We start from the raw sequence: 18966 nt of genomic DNA, 5'->3' as shown, positions 1-18966 counted from the left end.
ATGTACAAAACCATTGTAAACAGGAAGGGGTCTTTATTCAATGAAAATTACAGCTATTCACCTTTACGCAATTCGTTTACCGCTTCGCGATCCGTTTGTTATTAGTTACGGTTCTTATTCTGATATGCCTTCTATTATCGTCAAAATGGAAACAGATGAAGGTATTATCGGTTACGGTGAAGGCGTTGCTGATGATCACGTCACAGGTGAATCATGGGAAAGTACTTTCCATACTTTAAAACATACACTTGCTCCTGTGCTCATCGGACAAGATCCAATGAATATCGAGAAAATACACGATATGATGGATAACACAATTTACGGTGTTCCTACTGCGAAGGCCGCGATTGATATTGCTTGTTTTGATATAATGGGCAAAAAATTAAATCAACCTGTATATCAATTAATTGGCGGACGCTACCATGAAGACTTCCCTGTCACTCACGTCTTAAGTATCGCCGAACCTGAAGCCATGGCAAAAGAAGCTGCTTCCATGATTCAAAAAGGTTACCAATCTTTCAAAATGAAAGTCGGTACAAATGTAAAAGAAGATGTAAAAAGAATTGAAGCGGTACGTGAACGTGTAGGAAATGATATTGCGATTCGTGTTGATGTAAACCAAGGTTGGAAAAATAGCGCGAATACATTAACAGCACTGCGTTCATTAGGACATTTAAACATTGACTGGATTGAACAACCTGTTATCGCGGACGATATTGATGCCATGGCTCATATCCGTTCTAAGACAGACCTTCCACTTATGATTGATGAAGGATTAAAAGGTTCTCGTGAAATGCGCCAAATTATAAAACTAGACGCGGCTGATAAAGTGAATATAAAACTAATGAAATGCGGCGGCATATATCCCGCTGTAAAACTCGCTCATCAAGCAGAAATGGCCGGCATTGAATGCCAAGTTGGATCCATGGTCGAATCATCCGTTGCCTCTTCCGCAGGATTCCATGTCGCTTTCTCGAAAAAAATCATTACGAGCGTTGAACTTACAGGTCCATTAAAGTTCACGAAAGACATCGGAAACTTACATTACGACGTACCATTCATTCGCTTAAACGAAAAGCCAGGACTCGGCATTGAAATAAATGAAGATACATTACAAGAACTAACCGTCTTTCAAGACGTTGTACGCTAAAGGAGGACTATCATATGACGGTTCTATACGAAGGAACATTAAAACAAAATAACGAATCATTTCATGTTACATTACTATCACTAGAGCACATCGAACAAATTTTATCACTACAAAACATCGTAGTTGAAGCGCTAGAGGATAAAAATCGCTTACAACCACTCTCGCTAGAAGAGTTTCAATACATTCTAGAAGGAAACGGCATGATGATCGGTGCTTTTATCGAAAACGAACTCATCGCATTTCGCGCTCTACTCGTCCCTCCTATCGATGATGAACATTTAGGGCTTGATATTGGCATAGCAGAAAGCGAACTACATCGCGTCATCTATCAAGAAATCTCAAATGTTCATCCGAACTGCCGAGGAAATGGGATGCAAAAAATATTAGCAAAAGTCATTATGGAAGAATTGCAAAAAGAAGATAGCAAATACGATTACGTTTGCTGCACCGTTGCTCCTTTTAACATTCCGAGTTTGAAGGATAAGTTTGCGCAAGGGATGGCGATTGCTGCGCTAAAGGAGAAGTATGGTGGTAGTCTGCGGTATGTTTTTATGAAGGAATTGCGCAGAGATAAGGAAAACGATTGGACAGATGTTCAAAGTATTCTAATGAGTGATGCTAGTGGACAGCAGGCTTTGCTTTCGGAGGGGTATCTTGGGTATGAGATGGAGAAAATGGATGGGGATTTTGTTGTGAAGTTTGGGCGATAATCTATATGCTCGAAAAAAGGAGATGTCCCTTGTGACATCTCCTTTTTTCGATCCGTTAAACAATTCTGTGGTAAATGAAATTATATCAACGATTTTTCGAATATATCTATCATAACTTACAATATATCAACGATTTTTCAAATATATCTATCATAACTCACAATATATCAACGATTCGACACGGAATATCGATTTACCGACAAAAATCGATATCCCTTCCTAAACCGTCATCTTCCAACTAGATAACGCTAACCAGTTCTCCATTTCCTTATAATCAGGCATTATCTTCCCGACAAGACGCCAGAAAGAGCGATCATGATTTAAATGAACCATATGGCACATTTCGTGAACGACTACATAATCAATTACTCGCTGTGGTGCCATCGCTAGCTTCCAATTGAATGTTAGTTGTAAATTCGAATCACAAGTCCCCCACGTACGACTACTATCTGTAATACGAATAGAGCGTGGTTTTGTTTTGAAATTACTTTGATGCGCTTTAATACTCTTCTCTACTAATGACTTACACTGCTTATAGTAAAATCGTTTTAAAGCTTGCTGTACTTTCTCATCCTTAAGCTCTTTCACATAAATATGTAGCTTATCTCCCTCAAACACTGCATTATCTTGCGTAATGCTTGCATCTTGAGAAATTTGTATCGGATACGTGTTTCCTAAATACAAAAAGCCCTCTCCTTGATCATAATCCTTTTCCTGTGGTCCAAGCGCTCGCTCCTGCATTTCCTTACGGGTTGTCTGAATCCAATCCCACTTCTCCTCTAGCAACTGGACTAAGTATTCAACAGGTGTCCCTTTTGGAGCTTGCACTTCCACATTTCCGTACGAATCTACAAAAAGACGCACAGACTTTTTCTTTTTATAAGTTATATGAAAATGAATTGTCTCACCTAAATATGTATGTACCATTTCATCACCTAGTGTATTATTTTTACAAGTAAAAAAGAGTAGGATACAAACGTCCTACTCTACCTATTATATCATTTGCTGCTTTAACAAACTCATTACCCTCTATACTTTACACCTAATCCCTTAATGAAATTCCTTGCGTATCTATCGCCGCACTCTTTGTAATTTTTATGGCCTTTTTTTCTTAATAGAGCGCCTAACTCTCCTTTTGTTACCGTAACACCTACGCTATCTAATATATCAAGTACATCCTCACTCGTTAATGATAGTGCGATTTTCATTTTCTTTAGAAGAAGGTTATTAGCACTCTCTTTACTTTGTACAGGTGCCGGTTGTCCTGGTTTCGGATCTTGCTTCCCTCTTTTTAAAGTAATAAATCCATTTAAAAATGCCTCTAACATCATCATGTCGCATGTTAATACGTACTCATCTTCGATTACATCATCATTTTCAGCTTCATGCTGAGGCGCTCTCTTTATTTTTGTAAGCATATCAACTACGTCTTCTTTCGTTACTTCCATCCCGCCAAGTTCAAAGATTTCTACCATATCTATATCTTTTATATCTAAAGCGTATCTTACTCTTTTTAATATATCGTTGTTGCTCATTGCCATTGGGTTTCCTCCTGAAATGTTGATTATCTTAATGCTTTTTAGCATGTGTAAATGAATGTCGTTAAGTTACTACTTTAACATTTTAGGGGGAGGTTTTGTAGTCTTGGGTGGATTATTGCTTGTGGGGATGATTTTAAAACAGCAACATATGCTGTTTAGGTACCTGTTTTTACATTTAATCCCAATTCAATCGTGCTGATACTAGAATATGGGAAGGAATCAATATTGAATTATTTAATTGATTATAAAGATGCTGAACGAAACTTCGGATGGGGATTTACTATTAATTAACATGCTTGAAAATGGACAAACCTAATATAGATTTGTCCATTTTTTTATGCAACTCAAATATGAATATTTGTGGTACAGTTCAACAAAACTAATCTAAATAAGGTTATTTTTCATTATTATCATAATTAAATTTAACAAAAAAGGTAGTGCCTTCCGATCCTGTTTGAATTTCTATTTTTGCATTATGACGGGCAGCAATGGCATAACATATACCTAATCCCAATCCTGTCCCATTATCTTTGGTCGTGTAAAATGGCGTACCCAGTTTCTCTAATACTTCAGGCCTGATACCTTTTCCTTGATCCCGCACTGCAAGCACCACACAATCTCGACCTTCTTTGTAGGTGCTAATGGTTAGAACTTTCTCTGTGTCCATTGCTTCTAAGCCATTACGGTATAAGTTTATTAATAATTGCCGTATCTCATTACGATTTAAAAGTAATTCCGGAATGTCATTTGTATCGACTTGAATATATTTATTTTGGTTATGCGTATCAATCTTTATTAAAGGAATAATATCGCGGATAATTGAATTTAAATCTAACATCTGCAAATCCGATTTCCTTGTATTACCCATTGAGAGAAATTCAGTAATAATAGAATTGGCACGGTCAAGTTCTTCAATCATTAAATTAAAGTGCTTATTATGTTTCTCATAGGTGGGCTCTTCTTTTAATAACTGCAAAAATCCTCGTACTGTTGTCATTGGATTTCTAATCTCATGGCTGATACCAGCTGCCATTTGCCCTATTAAATCTATGTTGGATAACCTTTTCAATTCCTGCTCATATTGCTTTTTTTCCGTTATATTTTTAAAAATACAAGAAATACCATCATCATACGGGTATGCAATAACTTCGTACCAATATTCATCAGGGCCAGAAAAAAATTCAAAATACACTGTAGTTCGCTCTGACATTACACGATGAAGTTCCTTATACATGACTTCATCAATGCTACTCGGGAAAATCTCCCATATATTCTTGCCTAATACATCTTTTGCTGTTTTTCTTTGTGGAAAATATTGATGCTTATTTACGTACGTAAATTCCCATGTATTATTTAAAGTAAAGAATCCATCCGTAATACTTTCAATCACACTTGTAACTTTTTCATTAGCAACAGCTAGTTCTCTCGTTCGCTCTTCCACCATGCTTTCAAGTCGATCCATATATAACAAGTTTGAAAACGTAGGCGCTGTGGCATCAACGATAGATTTTGCCAGTTGCATTTGGGAATTATCATAATTGTGAGCTTTTCCCTCTTTGTCAACGACGATTACTCCTAACACTTCTCCCATTAAAACCAATGGAATCATCAGTAGACCCTTACTATCTATATTTTTTGTTTGAATAACCTCTTGGATCTTAGCTTCATAGCTTTTCTCCATCCAATCCGCTTCTGTCCAATCACAGTCCTTGCTTAACTTCGTTGTTTTAATCGTTGTTTTGTCTAGGGGGTCTAAAAGGTGGGCTGCCATGCTGTTACTCTCTAAAATCTGTCCTAAGTAAAAAAAACATTTATCAAAACTCTCCTGTATCGAGGAACACATTGATAAATCACGGGTAACATTTAGTAACAGCTGCTTCTCGGCAATAAGGTTTTCCTTTTGTGTTAAATTATTTGCGTTTTGAATTGCGACCGCAGCCATATTTACATAAGCTTCAACACTTTGAATTTCTGAATTTGTTAAGTTCATTGGAATTCCATAATCAAATAAAAAAACCAGACCAAATAACTCTTGCCCAAATGAGATAGGTAGAGCTAATAAGGACTTAATTTTGAACGCAGCAACTGGTCTCGGATCCGGCCGATGATCCTTTGATGTATCAGGAATATAAATGGTTTTTTGGGTTTCAATAACTTCTTTTGCCAGTAAGTCTATTTCAGGATCAATTACCTGAGTATCGAGCGTTACGCCATTTATTGTCTCTGGTTTTCCTGCAAACCCTCTAAATGTTCCATCTTCCTGGGGTAAATAGATTCCAACAGCGTTGCACTTAACAATCTCCTCTGATATCGCCATTGTTACACGCTGCAATACTTCACGTAGTTCTAGTTTTGTATTTATTATTTTTGTTATATTCGCGAGCCTAGAATATCTCGCCTGATCACTTAACATTCACATGGCCTCCAATTATAGGCATAATAAAATAAACATGATACTATCATTGAAAATCAAGACCAACCTACCATTTTCACTTTTCTCCTGTATTCTTTTCTTACCCCTTTTACATAGAATACCTCACTTACTTATGATACGGTTCACCTTAATTAAAGTGAAACAGTGTAACTTTCAAAAGTTACACTGTTTCACTACCTTCTACCACATTCACACTCGCCTCAAACTTATCAAGTAATGCACGCACTTCATCCGTCGATTTCGTGCTCATTAATTGATTTCTTAGTTCAGCAGCTCCAGGGAAGCCTTTTACATAAATTTTGAAGAAGCGATGTAGTCCTGTGATAGAGCGTGGTAATACTTCTGCATATTGATCTTGAAGATCAAGTTGTAGTCTTAAAAGATCTAAATGTTCTTTACTGCTATGCTCTCTTGGCTCTTTTTCGAAAGCAAACGGGTTTTTGAAGATGCCTCGTCCGATCATAACACCATCAATACCGTATTTTTCAGCAAGTTCCAGCCCAGTTTTACGATCAGGAATGTCTCCGTTTATCGTTAGGAGTGTATTTGGTGCAATACGATCACGTAATTTTTTAATTTCTGGAATTAGCTCCCAGTGCGCATCTACTTGGCTCATTTCTTCTCTTGTGCGTAAATGAATAGAAAGGTTCGCAATATCTTGTTTGAAGATGTGCGTTAACCAATCTTCCCACTCACTTAACTCTTTAAAGCCAAGTCTTGTTTTTACGCTGACAGGTAGTCCGCCTGCTTTTGCAGCTTGAATAAGTTCTGCCGCAACGTCTGGGCGTAGAATAAGACCACTACCTTTTCCTCTTGATGCTACGTTCGGTACAGGGCAACCCATGTTAATATCAATACCTTTAAATCCTAACTCTGCCATACCAATACTCATTTGACGGAAATATTCAGGATTATCTCCCCAAATATGCGCCACGATTGGTTGTTCATCTTCTGTAAAAATTAAACGGCCACGTACACTTTTCATACCTTCTGGATGGCAATAGCTATCCGAGTTTGTAAACTCTGTGAAGAATACGTCCGGACGACCAGCTTCACTTACTACGTGACGAAAAACAACGTCTGTCACATCTTCCATTGGTGCAAGTACAAAAAATGGTCGTGGTAAATCACGCCAAAAATTATCTATCATTTCAAATTCAAATCCTCTCACTATGAATACAATTTCAAACTCTCAATAAACCAAAAAGCAGATGGTATAGATTTTCCTATATCAACTGCTTTCCTATTATACCAACTTAAGCCAAGCTACACACTCCACATGAGTCGTATGCGGGAACATATCAACAGGTTGTACTTCCTGCGTTTTATATCCGCCTTCTTCTAGTACTTTTAAGTCACGTGCTAATGTTGCAGGGTTACATGATACGTATACGACGCGTTTTGGTTTCATGTCGATGATTGTGTTTAGTAATGCTTCATCACAGCCTTTACGCGGTGGATCTACGACCATCGTGTCAGCAATTACGCCTTCTTTGTACCATTTTGGAATGACTACTTCTGCTTCTCCTACGCCAAATTCAGCATTTGTCATGTTGTTTAGTGCTGCGTTACGATTTGCGTCTTCGATTGCTTCTGGGACGATTTCAACGCCGTACACTTTTTTCGCTTTTTGTGCTAGGAATAAAGAAATTGATCCAATTCCGCAATAGGCATCAATTACTGTTTCGTTACCATCTAATTTTGCGTATTCTAACGTTTTATCGTATAACACTTTCGTTTGTTCTGGATTTACTTGATAGAATGAACGTGCTGAAATCGCAAATTTAATGTCACCGATAAAGTCATAAATATATTCTGATCCGTACAGTACTGTCGTTTTGTCTCCGAAGATTACATTTGTACGTTTCGAGTTTACGTTTTGAACAATTGATTTTACCTCTGGGAATTTCGCTGCAATTTCTTCAATGATTGCTTTTTTGTTTGGCAATTCTGCTGTACGAGTAATGAAGACAAGCATGATTTCCCCTGTTACTTGTCCGTAACGAGCCATTACGTGGCGAAGTATTCCTTTGTTACGCTCTTCGTTGTATGCAGTGATACCATGCTTTTCACAAATACGTTTTACTTCTTGAATTAATGTATCGTTCTCTTCTGCTTGAATTAAACATGATTCCATATTAATGATGTCATGCGTTCCTTGACGATAGAAACCAGCTACAAGTCCGCCTTCACGTTCTCCGATTGGTACTTGTGCTTTATTACGGTATACCCATGGGTTCTTCATGCCAAGTACAGGATGCACAGGAACATCGCTTAGTCCTCCAATGCGCTGCATAACGTCACGTACTTGTTTTTCTTTCGCTTGTAATTGCCCTTCATATGTTAAGTGCTGAAGCTGGCAACCACCGCACTGATTGTACACTGGGCACTCTGCATCTTTACGATATGGGCTCTCTGTATGAAGCTTCATTAAACGACCGAATGCGAAGTTTTTCTTCACTTTAATAATTTTAATTTGGGCTTCTTCACCTGGTAATCCGTTTTTAACGAAAATAGGATATCCTTTTACTTTCGCAACACCGGCACCATCATGTGTTAAATCTTCAAATACTACATCTATAAACTCGTTTTTCTCAACTGGTGGCGTCATTTTTGTACTCATTTTCCGACCTCTCTTTTTCATAACACTGCGTTACATTTTATCATACTTATATGGTCTATTTCTATCGGAAGAAAAAAAGCTATTGACGATAGTTCTCTGTTAATGTTACGCTACTACTAATTTAATACGGACGATGTTACCTCATATATACTCGATAATATGGATCGAGAGTTTCTACCCTGCAACCTTAAATTGCTGGACTATGGGGAAAACTAATGAATATTAGCCTATGTGCAAAAAAGGACTCATATTGATTAGCTTTCTCTCATAGATGAAAGTGAATCCATATGGGTCTTTTTTTATTTTTATTTTTCTAAAAGGTCAGACATCTTACGTATGACATAAAACCTCTTTGTTTTATTTTTAGTAATATAACGGGAGTTTTATGTACAAACTTTATACGAACTTCTGAAAGGGGCAACTACATGCAATATGTAATGAGCATTATCGGTATTCTTGTCGTTTTAGGTTTATGTTTTGCTTTGTCAAACAACAAAAGTAAAATCAACTTCCGTGCAATTGCAATTATGATTGGTTTCCAAATTTTAATCGGTTGGTTTATGTTTGGCACAAAGATTGGTCAACAAATCATTATTTTCATTGGTAAAGTTTTCAACAAACTAATTAAACTTGGTACGACAGGTGTCGATTTTCTCTTTAATGGAATTCAAAGAGATTTTGTCTTTTTCTTAAACGTACTATTAATTATCGTATTTTTCTCAGCACTACTTTCTATCTTTAGTTATTTAGGTGTTTTACCATTCATCGTTCGCGTTGTCGGCGGTGCAATTTCAAAAATCACTGGTTTACCACGCGTTGAATCATTCCACGCAGTAAACTCTGTATTCTTCGGTTCAAGTGAAGCGTTAATCGTTATTAAAAATGATTTACAGCATTTTAACAAAAACCGTATGTTTATCATTTGTTGTTCTGCAATGAGTTCAGTTTCTGCTTCTGTTACAGCATCATACGTAATGATGTTAGATGCAAAATATGTACTAGCAGCTCTTCCACTAAACTTATTCTCAAGCTTAATTGTTTGTTCGTTATTAACACCTGTTGATACGAAGAAAGAAGATGAAGTGATTCAAAAATTTGATAGAACCTTATTCGGAGACAGTTTTATCGGCGCAATGATTAACGGTGCGCTTGACGGCTTAAAAGTAGCTGGTATCGTTGCTGCATTAATGATCGCCTTCATCGGTGTGATGGAAGTTGTGAACTACGTAATTAGCGCCGCTTCAGGTGCAATGGGATATGCTGTTACGTTACAACAAATCTTCGGTTATATACTTGCTCCATTCGCATTCTTAATGGGTATTCCAACTCAAGATATTATCCCTGCTGGTGGTATTATGGGTACGAAGATTGTATTAAACGAGTTTGTAGCAATCCTTGATTTAAAAGATGTTGCATCAACATTATCTCCACGTACAGTTGGAATCGTTACAGTATTCTTAATTAGCTTCGCAAGTATTAGCCAAATTGGTGCGATTGTCGGTACAATCCGTGCCCTTTCTGAAAAACAAGGAAGCATCGTTTCTAAATTCGGCTGGAAAATGCTATTTGCATCAACACTTGCTTCTATTTTATCTGCAACAATCGCTGGATTATTTATTTAATAAAAAACTCCACCTTACTTCTCCTTTTCTAAAGGAAGTTTAGGTGGAGTTTTTTCATCTTCCAAATGTATTTTTATGTAAATCTCACCAGAAAAAAATAAGGTATTTTTTCCGAAATATTCCAAAATCGTATTCCCCTATATATTCTATAGTGATATGATGGACAAGGGTATAATTCAAATTTTTAAAATCAAAAATTTGAATTAGTGTCACTTATAAGAACGATTGTTTCATGACATAAGTGATGATAATTAAAACACAATAGAAGGATGATAGAATGAAAAAGTATACATATATCGCTTTACTTTCTTCTGCTATTCTCGTAGGTTGTAACACTAGTAGCTCTAGTGATAAACAAATAAAAGAAGCAACGGCGAAACAAACAGTTGAACCAAAAAAAGCGAAAGCAGTTGAAATTCCTTTAACAAAAGGAGTTATTACATGGGATCCGTATGAATATAACGCACAAAACACCACGCTTTATACCAAAGATTTAAGAGATTCATTCAAACAAGTACGTTACAATATTTGGCGTACTGCTGATGGTCCTGAAAGCAAACAAACTTTTACTTCACAAGAAAAAGATCGTGACTTTGCCCTCCCACTACATTTAAAATCATTTCATTTAAAACGTGGCGAATTTCAAATTGAAACAATAGGAATCAAAGAAGATAATACTGAAACAAATCTAGTAACATCTAAAATTACATTCCAGCAACGTGTACCCGTTTTAATGTACCATGCGATTGAGAAATACCCTGGGCCAAGTGATGGGGATTATGGCTTATATGTGCCACCTGAGCAATTCGAAAAGCATATGCAATATTTGAAAGATAACGGTTATACGATGCTTACGTTTGAACGTTGGAATGATATAAATCGTGTAAATAAACCTGTTTTTGTAACCATGGATGATGGTCGAAAAAATAATATGAATGCTCTTCATATTTTACAAAAACTGAAGGATGATACATTCCAACCTACAGCTACTGAATTTCTTACTGCAAATGAGATAGACAAACCAAATCGTCTATCAACAGATGATATAAAACAAATGATGGATTCAGGCATTTTTTCTATTCAATCTCATACTGCTAATCATACGATGATGGCTCATTCAAGCAATTATGATGAGGAATTACGTGGTTCGAAAGAAAAAATTGAAGCTCTTACTGGTAAAAAGGTCATCGCTCTCGCCTATCCAGTAGGTTCTTATAATGATTCGGCTGTTGAAGAAACAAAAAAACATTATGAATTCGCAGTAACTACTGATCATGGTAATCACATTACAAAAGGGATACCAAACGAACAGTACTTAATTAAACGCCATTTTGTAGGGCCTAATACATCTATGGAAAAATTCATATCTCTTATAAAGTGAAACTTTAATCAGTGGGGGTTTTGTTCACCCCCACTGATTACTAGTTGAACCAATCGGACTTTTACGGGCAGTTGATCCCTCACATAACCTCTTTGCTTTTGCTGAATTCTGAGATAGGGTCTTACTGCCCGTTAATGCGGGATAAAGTAAACTTTACTAAAAGACGAAAGAATATTTCTATCAAAAGTCACTAACCTATCTCATAATTAAAAATGATATGATGAATAAGGGTATATCCCCACCGCTCTTACAGCGGTGGGGATTTTAAATATAAGTATGCAACATAATACACAATAGAAGGTGATTTTATGAGAAAATATGCAGCAATCGCTTTATGTACATCTGCCATTCTAGCAGGCTGTAATACTAGTAACGTAAGCCAGGAACCTAAAAAAGAGAAAAAGGTTCAAGAAACTAAGGAACAAGTAGAGACCACGCAAGAACAAGGTAAAATTTCTTATAACCCAATTACACACGAAGCTACAAATACTACTATCCATATGACAGATATAAAAGATACTTTTACTGAGGTACAATATAAAATTTGGCGTACCGCTGATGGAAAGGAAACTGCTAAATCTTTGTCTTCTAAAGAAAAGGAAAAGCAATTTTCACTTCCTTTTGACATAAAAGAATTTGAAGGAAAACGCGGTGAGTTTCAAATTGAAGCAATAGGAATGAAAGAAGATGGGAAGACCATTCCACTCACAAAATCTGCTATTACTTTCGAGCAAAAGGTTCCCGTTCTTATGTACCATGCAATCGATAATTATCCCGGACAAGGCATTAAAGATTTATTCGTATCACCTGCTAACTTTGAAGCCCAAATGAAATATTTAAAAGACAACGGCTATACCTTACTAACCTTTGAACGCTGGGGCGATATTAATAAAGTGAATAAACCTATCTTTGTTACGTTTGATGACGGTATGCAAAATAATATGAATGCCTTTCATATTTTACAAAAGTTAAAAGATGATACGTTTAAACCGGCGGCAACAGAATATATGATTGTTAATAATGTCGATACTGAAGGATCCCTTTCTACATCTGAAATAAAAGAAATGGTTGATTCCGGTATTTTCTCCATGCAATCTCATACTGCAACACATGCCGACTTGCCGAAGATTACAAACTACGAAGAAGAATTAAAGGGATCAAAAGAAAAACTAGAAAAAATAACAGGTAAGCCCGTTATCGCAGTTGCTTATCCATTCGGTCATGTAAATGATAAAGTCGTTGCAGAAACGAAGAAATATTATCAATTTGCAACGACAACAAAACCTGGAAAGTTCATTACAAAAGGTGAACCCGATGAGTTATTAAAAATGAAGCGTGTGCGTATACACCATACGACGACTGTAGAACAATTTGCTTCTTCGATTAAATGACGATGAGGGCTCAATATATTTTGAGCTCTCTTTTTACGCTATATTTATATATATTTTTTGAATTTTCTTGTATTATATATAGTAAGAAATCTTTCAAATTAAAGGAGATTATACATATGTCATTTGAACAAACGTTAGAAAAATATGCTGCCCTTGCAGTCAATGTTGGTGTTAATATTCAACCAGGACAAACATTATCAATTAGTGCACCTCTTGAAGCTGTACAATTTGTACGCCTCGTTACAGAAAAAGCATATAAATCTGGTGCAAAACACGTATATGTAGATTGGAATGATGAAACGTTAACACGCTTAAAGTTCGATCTAGCTCCTGAAGAAGCATTCTCTGAATTCCCTTCTTGGAAAGCACACGCTCGTGAAGAATTAGCAAAAGAAGGCGCTGCATTTATGTCTATTTATGCAGAAAACCCTGATTTATTAAAAGGTGTAGATTCAACACGTATTGCAGCTGCTCATAAAGTAGCTGGTGAGGCAATGAAAGTATACCGTGATTACGTACAAGCTGATAAAGTAAGCTGGTGTGTCATTTCTGTTCCTACGAAAGAATGGGCTGCTAAGGTATTCCCTGACGTTGCACCGGAAGAACAAGAAGCAAAACTGTGGGATGCTATTTTCAAAGCGACTCGCGCTGATTTAGAAAATCCTGTAGAAGCATGGAAAGAACACGATGAAACGTTACATACAAAAGTTGATTACTTAAACGAAAAACATTATAAAGCTCTTCACTATACAGGTCCTGGAACAGATTTAACGATCGAACTTCCAGAAAAACATGTATGGGCTGGTGCTGGTAGCTTAAATGAAAAGAATGTACCATTTATGGCGAACATTCCAACTGAAGAAGTATTTACAATGCCACTTAAAACAGGTGTAAACGGCCAAGTGTCTAGCACAAAACCGTTAGCATTTGCAGGTAACATTATCGATAACTTCACGTTAACATTTGAAAACGGACGTATCGTAGACTATAAAGCAGAAACTGGTGAAGAAGCTTTAAAACATTTAGTAGAAACAGATGAAGGTTCTCACTTCTTAGGAGAAGTGGCTTTAGTACCTCATGACTCACCAATTTCAAACACAAATGTTTTATTCTACAATACGCTATTTGACGAAAATGCATCTTGCCACCTTGCAATCGGAAGTGCTTATGCATTTAACTTAGTTGGTGGAAAAACGATGTCTAAAGAAGAACTTGCTGAAAATGGTGCGAACACTAGTATTACACACAACGACTTCATGATTGGATCAGCTGAGCTTGATATTGACGGTATTACAGCTGACGGAAGACATGAACCAATCTTCCGTAAAGGTAACTGGGCGTTTTAATACAAATAAAAGGCTATCTTCCACACCGGAAGATAGCCTTTTATGATGCTGATGAAACCTTAAGTCCAATTACCCCTAACACAATAAAGAGAATACAAAACGCCTGGAATAAGCTAATATGCTCTTTAAAAAAGTACACACTGATGATTGTAATAAGCAATGTACCTACACCAGACCAAATGGCATAAGCGATACTTAAATGAATCTTTTTCACAACGATAGCAAATACACTGAAACAAATTCCATAAAATACGAAAATAAGTACACTTGGAACGAGCTTTGTTAAGCCATTTGATAATTTCATCGCAATTGTTCCAGCGACTTCAAAAATAATTGTAACAAGTAATAATAGCCAATATACCATACTAGAATCTCCTTCTCTGTTACCTTATAGAGATTCTAGTATACTACTTATAGCCCTAATGAAATATATTTAATTTCTAAATATTCTTCGATACCGAAATGGCCTCCTTCACGGCCAATGCCACTCTCTTTAAAGCCACCGAACGGTGCTTGTGCAACTGATGGAAGTCCATCATTTAATCCGATAATACCGTATTCTAATGCTTCACTAATTTGGAATGCTTGACTAATATCTTTCGTGAAAATATACGCAGCCAAGCCGTATGGTGTATTATTTGCTCTTTCGATTACTTCTTCAACTGTTTTAAATTTCGCAACTGGTGCAACTGGTCCAAATGTTTCTTCAGTCATACAAAGCATCGTATCATTTGCCAACCCAATTACAGTCGGTTGCATAAAATGTCCATCTAACTTTGCAATCTGTTGGCCTCCATATAAGAGTTCTCCACCTTTTTGAACTGCATCTTCGATATGTTCTTGTACTTTCGAAACTGCATTCTCATCAATAAGCGGTCCTACCGTCGTTCCGTCACCGAAGCCATCTCCTACTTTCAGCTGCTCTACTGCCTTTTGGAACTTCCCTACAAATACTTCGTATACGTCTTCTTGAACGAATACTCGATTTGTACATATACACGTTTGTCCTGCGTTACGGAACTTCGAACCAATCACCGCTTCTACCGCCTTATCTAAATCCGCATCATTCATTACGATAAATGGAGCATGGCCACCTAACTCAAGCGAAACTTTTTTCATCGTTTGTGCAGCACTAGCCATTAATTCTTTCCCGATTTCCGTTGATCCTGTAAAGGACACCTTTCGAACACGTCCATCTTCCATCCACGTATCAGCAATTGCTTTCGCACTACCTGTTACAATATTGATTACCCCTTTTGGAATATCTGCTTCATGAGCTAATTCGGCTAATTTCAGTGCAGTCAATGGCGTTTGACTTGCTGGTTTTACAACCGCCGTACAGCCTGCTGCAAGTGCCGGAGCTACCTTTCTCGTAATCATAGCAGCTGGGAAGTTCCAAGGTGTAATAGCTGCCATAACCCCAACTGGTTGCTTCATAACTAAAATACGTTTATTCGGATGAGAAGCAGGAATCATTTCACCATATACACGTTTTCCTTCTTCTGCATACCATTCAACAAAACTATTTGCATAATTCACTTCACCAAGTGCTTCTAGAAACGGCTTTCCTTGCTCTCTCGTCATAATCGCTGCAATCTCTTCTTTATTTTCATCGATAAGTGTAAACCATTTTTTTAATTTCGCTGCACGGTCTGCCGCTGTTAACTTAGACCATGATTTAAAAGCTTCATGCGCAGCATCAACGGCTTGCTTTGCCTCTGTTACCCCACCCTTTGGTACAGTCGCAAATATTTCCTTCGTTGCTGGATTATTTACTTCGATTTGTTCTTGCAATGTAATCCACTCACCATTTATATACATCGCCTTTTTCTCTACATTTACAAACGTCGCTTTTTTATCCAATGTTCTCTTCCTCCTCTATAAGTTTCTTTATTTTCCTCGTGGCAGCAGATTGACTTATTTTTAAAAACTCCGCTACTTTATAACTTGATCCATATGTTTTATATGCTTTCAAAATAATATTCCGTTCTACTTCTTCTAACATTTTATAGAGACTTTGACCGGACTGTTCAACCGTTGATTCTTGCATCGCTATTGGCAAATCTTCTATCGTAACGATATCGTCAGCAGTTATAACAATTCGCTCAATCACATTTTCTATTTCTCTATTATTTCCTTCCCAAGGGTAACCAACAAACATTTGCAATGTGCTAGGTGCTAATTTTACATTCCGACCATATTTCTCATTAAAGTGCTGTAAATAATGATAAATGAGTGGCAAAATATCTTCGGTTCTTTCCCGGAGTGGTGGAATTAAAATTGGAATGACATTCAGACGATAATATAAATCTTTCCGGAATGTTCCTTGTTTCACCATCATACTTAAATCTCGATTTGTTGCCGCTACAATTCTAACATCCACTTTTTTTAATTCTCTTCCGCCAATAGGGCGAAATGTCTTCTCCTGCAACACTTGCAAAAGCTTCGCTTGAATTTCAAGCGGCATTTCGCCAATTTCATCTAAGAAAAGAGTTCCTTTATGCGCTGACTCTAATAATCCCTTTTTCCCTTCACGATTCGCACCTGTAAAAGATCCACCTGAGTATCCAAAAAGCTCTGATTCAATTAAATTCGTTGGCAATGCCGCACAGTTAATTTCATAGAAACTTTCATTCTTCCGGTTACTCACTTCATGTAAATGACGTACTAATCGACTCTTCCCTACTCCTGTCTCGCCTAAAACGAGAACTGTACTATCTACCACGGATACTTTCTTGATTGTCTCGACTATTTTTTGCATAGCAATACTTTTAAAAATAAGTCCTTCATGCTCATACGTTTCTCTTAATTCTTTTTTATATGTTTTTAACTGATTATCCATTTCCTCTACCTTTTGACGTAATTGGTAGAGTTCTGTAAGATCACGAGAGTAACTAATTACTCTTCTTAAATTCCCCTCATCGTCAAAAACAGGCCTTGTACGAACATGTAAATACTCTCCTGATTTTGTCGTTTGAACGAGTTCAATCGGTCTCTTTTTTTCAATTACTTCTAACGTTGCCGATGGATAAAAGATACCCTCCTTCTGCAATTCTTTTACATGCTTACCTACTAACTCTTTAGCAGCTAATTGATAGTGCCCTTCACATGTACTATTTACACGCACAACGATTCCCTTTTCATCAGTTACAAAAATTTCGTCAAACGCATATTCAAATACATCTTGTAAATCCATTAACATTCGTTCCTTTTCTGCAACCATCCTAGCCACCCCTAACTTCCAATCCATCGATTCACTTCACTATCTTTATTATAAAGTGAATTTTCTGCATTTTATATAGAGTCAGCTAGAATGTTTGCGATTTATTATTTAGCTTTTAAACATGCGCAGTATTTGCTTTCTCATAACAGACTTGTAATGATTCTTCAATGATTGTTAAACCTTCCTCAAGTTGCTCATCTGTAATAACTAACGGCATTAACACACGAATAACATTACCGTATGTTCCTGCTGATAATAGAAGCAATCCGCGTTTATTTGCTTCTGCGCACAAGTTAGCTGTTAACGTTTTATCAGGTGCTTTCGTCTTATGATCTTGAACGAGCTCGAATGCACACATTGCTCCTAAACCACGCACATCACCGATGCAATTATATTTATTTTTCATCTCTTCAAATCGGTTCATTACGACTTTTCCTAATTCTATCGCTCTATCATTTAAATTCTCTTTTTCTATTACATCAAGTACTGCTAATGCTGCCGCACATCCTAGCGGGCTTCCTGCATACGTTCCGCCAAGCTCTCCCGGTGCAGACTCATTCATAATTTCCTTGCGCCCAATAACACCACTAATTGGTACACCAGCGCCTAATGATTTAGATACCGTAATTAGGTCTGGAACGACATCATAATGATCAATAGCAAAATACTTTCCTGTACGACTAAATCCTGTTTGAATTTCATCTGCTACAAATAAGATGCCGTGTTCTGAACAAATATTGCGTACTTCTTGCACAAACTTCTTACTTGGAACGATAAATCCGCCTTCCCCTTGAACAGGTTCCATTACAACGGCTGCAATTGTTTCTGGCGCTACTTCTGATATGAAGAAATTCTTAAACTCTTCAATCATAAAGTCATCGTACTGCTCTTCTGTTAATCCTTCTGGGCGGCGATATTCGTACGGGAATGGTGCTTTATAGACTTCAGGCGCAAATGGGCCAAATCCAAATTTATATGGTTTTACTTTACTTGTCATCGTCATTGTCATTAATGTACGCCCGTGGAATCCTTTAGAAAACGCGATAATACCAGGTCTTTTTGTATATTTACGAGCGATTTTCACAGCGTTCTCAACTGCTTCTGCACCACTATTTAAAAATAGTACTTGCTTATCAAAACTTCCCGGTGCTAATGCCGCAAGTTTTTCTGCTAATTCAATATATGGCTCATACATCATGACATTAAATCCAGTATGAATGTATTGATCTACTTGTTTATGGAGTGCTTCTTTAACAACTGGATGACAATGCCCTACGTTAATTGTTCCGATTGCTCCCGCGAAATCAATGTACTGATTGCCATCAACATCTGTTACAAGGGCACCATTTGCAGATTGTACAAACGTTGGGATGCCGTTACTTACTCCTTTTGGTACTATATTTTGGCGGCGTTCTAGTAAAGACGCTGCTTTCGGTCCAGGAATTTGTTCATTTACTTTAGCAAATTTTTTTGTGTTCATTACGTACCCCATCCTTTTCTTTACATTGTTTTCTCTTTTCATTGCAAAATGCATGCCAACATTCT

15 protein-coding genes and 1 riboswitch are annotated in these 18966 nt (G+C 37.0%); of the genes, 6 read left to right on the top strand and 9 right to left on the bottom strand.

The features are described 5' to 3' along the window. Nucleotides 1-40: 40 nt before the first annotated feature. Both ATN06_RS02025 and ATN06_RS02020 read left to right on the top strand, forming a co-directional pair. A complete protein-coding gene (locus ATN06_RS02025) occupies nt 41-1150 on the top strand; it encodes a mandelate racemase/muconate lactonizing enzyme family protein (protein ID WP_060629347.1) in 1110 nt (369 codons plus the stop codon). A gap of 14 nt (nt 1151-1164) precedes the next feature. Next, nucleotides 1165-1860 (top strand): hypothetical protein, encoded by a 696-nt coding sequence (locus tag ATN06_RS02020; protein ID WP_060629346.1) that lies wholly within the window; start codon nt 1165-1167, stop codon nt 1858-1860. A gap of 219 nt (nt 1861-2079) precedes the next feature. Here the strand turns inward: ATN06_RS02020 and ATN06_RS02015 are convergent, their stop codons facing one another. The 5 genes from ATN06_RS02015 to rlmD all read right to left on the bottom strand — a co-directional run bounded on the left by ATN06_RS02015 (nt 2080) and on the right by rlmD (nt 8458). Continuing rightward, nucleotides 2080-2787, bottom strand: a complete 708-nt coding sequence (locus ATN06_RS02015; protein ID WP_060629345.1) for a M48 family metallopeptidase — start codon at nt 2785-2787, stop codon at nt 2080-2082. A gap of 95 nt (nt 2788-2882) precedes the next feature. Beyond that, nucleotides 2883-3401: a YehS family protein gene (locus ATN06_RS02010; protein ID WP_060629344.1), complete on the bottom strand. Its 519-nt coding sequence runs from the start codon at nt 3399-3401 to the stop codon at nt 2883-2885. Between the two features lie 394 nt (nt 3402-3795). After that, the gene (locus ATN06_RS02005) at nt 3796-5814 is read right to left on the bottom strand and encodes a GAF domain-containing sensor histidine kinase (protein ID WP_060629343.1); all 2019 of its coding nucleotides are present in this window, start codon (nt 5812-5814) and stop codon (nt 3796-3798) included. Between the two features lie 181 nt (nt 5815-5995). After that, complete coding sequence (locus tag ATN06_RS02000) at nt 5996-6985, bottom strand: tRNA dihydrouridine synthase (RefSeq protein ID WP_060629342.1); 990 nt, start codon at nt 6983-6985, stop codon at nt 5996-5998. A 96-nt stretch (nt 6986-7081) separates the two neighbouring features. After that, nucleotides 7082-8458 carry a 23S rRNA (uracil(1939)-C(5))-methyltransferase RlmD gene (gene rlmD / locus ATN06_RS01995; RefSeq protein WP_060629341.1) on the bottom strand — a complete coding sequence of 459 codons (1377 nt, stop codon included), beginning with the start codon at nt 8456-8458 and terminating at the stop codon, nt 7082-7084. 121 nt (nt 8459-8579) lie between these two features. Continuing rightward, nucleotides 8580-8681: riboswitch (purine riboswitch) on the top strand. Nucleotides 8682-8883: 202 nt separating this feature from the next. Here rlmD and ATN06_RS01990 point away from each other — a divergent pair. The 4 genes from ATN06_RS01990 (at nt 8884) to ATN06_RS01975 (ending at nt 14198) form a co-directional block, all read left to right on the top strand. Beyond that, a complete protein-coding gene (locus ATN06_RS01990; protein WP_060629340.1) occupies nt 8884-10080 on the top strand; it encodes a NupC/NupG family nucleoside CNT transporter in 1197 nt (398 codons plus the stop codon). Between the two features lie 277 nt (nt 10081-10357). Then, entirely contained in the window at nt 10358-11461 is a 1104-nt protein-coding gene (locus tag ATN06_RS01985) for a polysaccharide deacetylase family protein (RefSeq protein ID WP_060629339.1), read from the top strand. 308 nt (nt 11462-11769) lie between these two features. Next, entirely contained in the window at nt 11770-12852 is a 1083-nt protein-coding gene (locus ATN06_RS01980) for a polysaccharide deacetylase family protein (protein WP_060629338.1), read from the top strand. A 116-nt stretch (nt 12853-12968) separates the two neighbouring features. Further along, a complete protein-coding gene (locus tag ATN06_RS01975; RefSeq protein WP_060629337.1) occupies nt 12969-14198 on the top strand; it encodes an aminopeptidase in 1230 nt (409 codons plus the stop codon). Between the two features lie 40 nt (nt 14199-14238). On the opposite strand, the gene ATN06_RS01970 is transcribed toward ATN06_RS01975, so the two are convergent. The 4 genes from ATN06_RS01970 to gabT all read right to left on the bottom strand — a co-directional run bounded on the left by ATN06_RS01970 (nt 14239) and on the right by gabT (nt 18901). Further along, complete coding sequence (locus ATN06_RS01970; protein ID WP_000263262.1) at nt 14239-14562, bottom strand: DMT family transporter; 324 nt, start codon at nt 14560-14562, stop codon at nt 14239-14241. A 47-nt stretch (nt 14563-14609) separates the two neighbouring features. After that, the gene (gabD, locus tag ATN06_RS01965; protein WP_060629336.1) at nt 14610-16061 is read right to left on the bottom strand and encodes an NADP-dependent succinate-semialdehyde dehydrogenase; all 1452 of its coding nucleotides are present in this window, start codon (nt 16059-16061) and stop codon (nt 14610-14612) included. After that, a complete protein-coding gene (locus ATN06_RS01960; RefSeq protein ID WP_060629335.1) occupies nt 16054-17421 on the bottom strand; it encodes a sigma-54 interaction domain-containing protein in 1368 nt (455 codons plus the stop codon). Before ATN06_RS01960 ends, gabD begins: the two co-directional genes overlap by 8 nt. Nucleotides 17422-17536: 115 nt before the next feature. Beyond that, on the bottom strand, nt 17537-18901 hold the full coding sequence (gene gabT / locus ATN06_RS01955) for a 4-aminobutyrate--2-oxoglutarate transaminase (RefSeq protein ID WP_060633083.1): 1365 nt from the start codon (nt 18899-18901) through the stop codon (nt 17537-17539). Nucleotides 18902-18966 lie beyond the last annotated feature (65 nt).

The sequence above is a fragment of the Bacillus thuringiensis genome, from assembly GCF_001455345.1.
In the GTDB taxonomy this organism is placed as follows: domain Bacteria; phylum Bacillota; class Bacilli; order Bacillales; family Bacillaceae_G; genus Bacillus_A; species Bacillus_A thuringiensis_N.
This window is presented reverse-complemented; position numbering and strand designations above follow the sequence as displayed.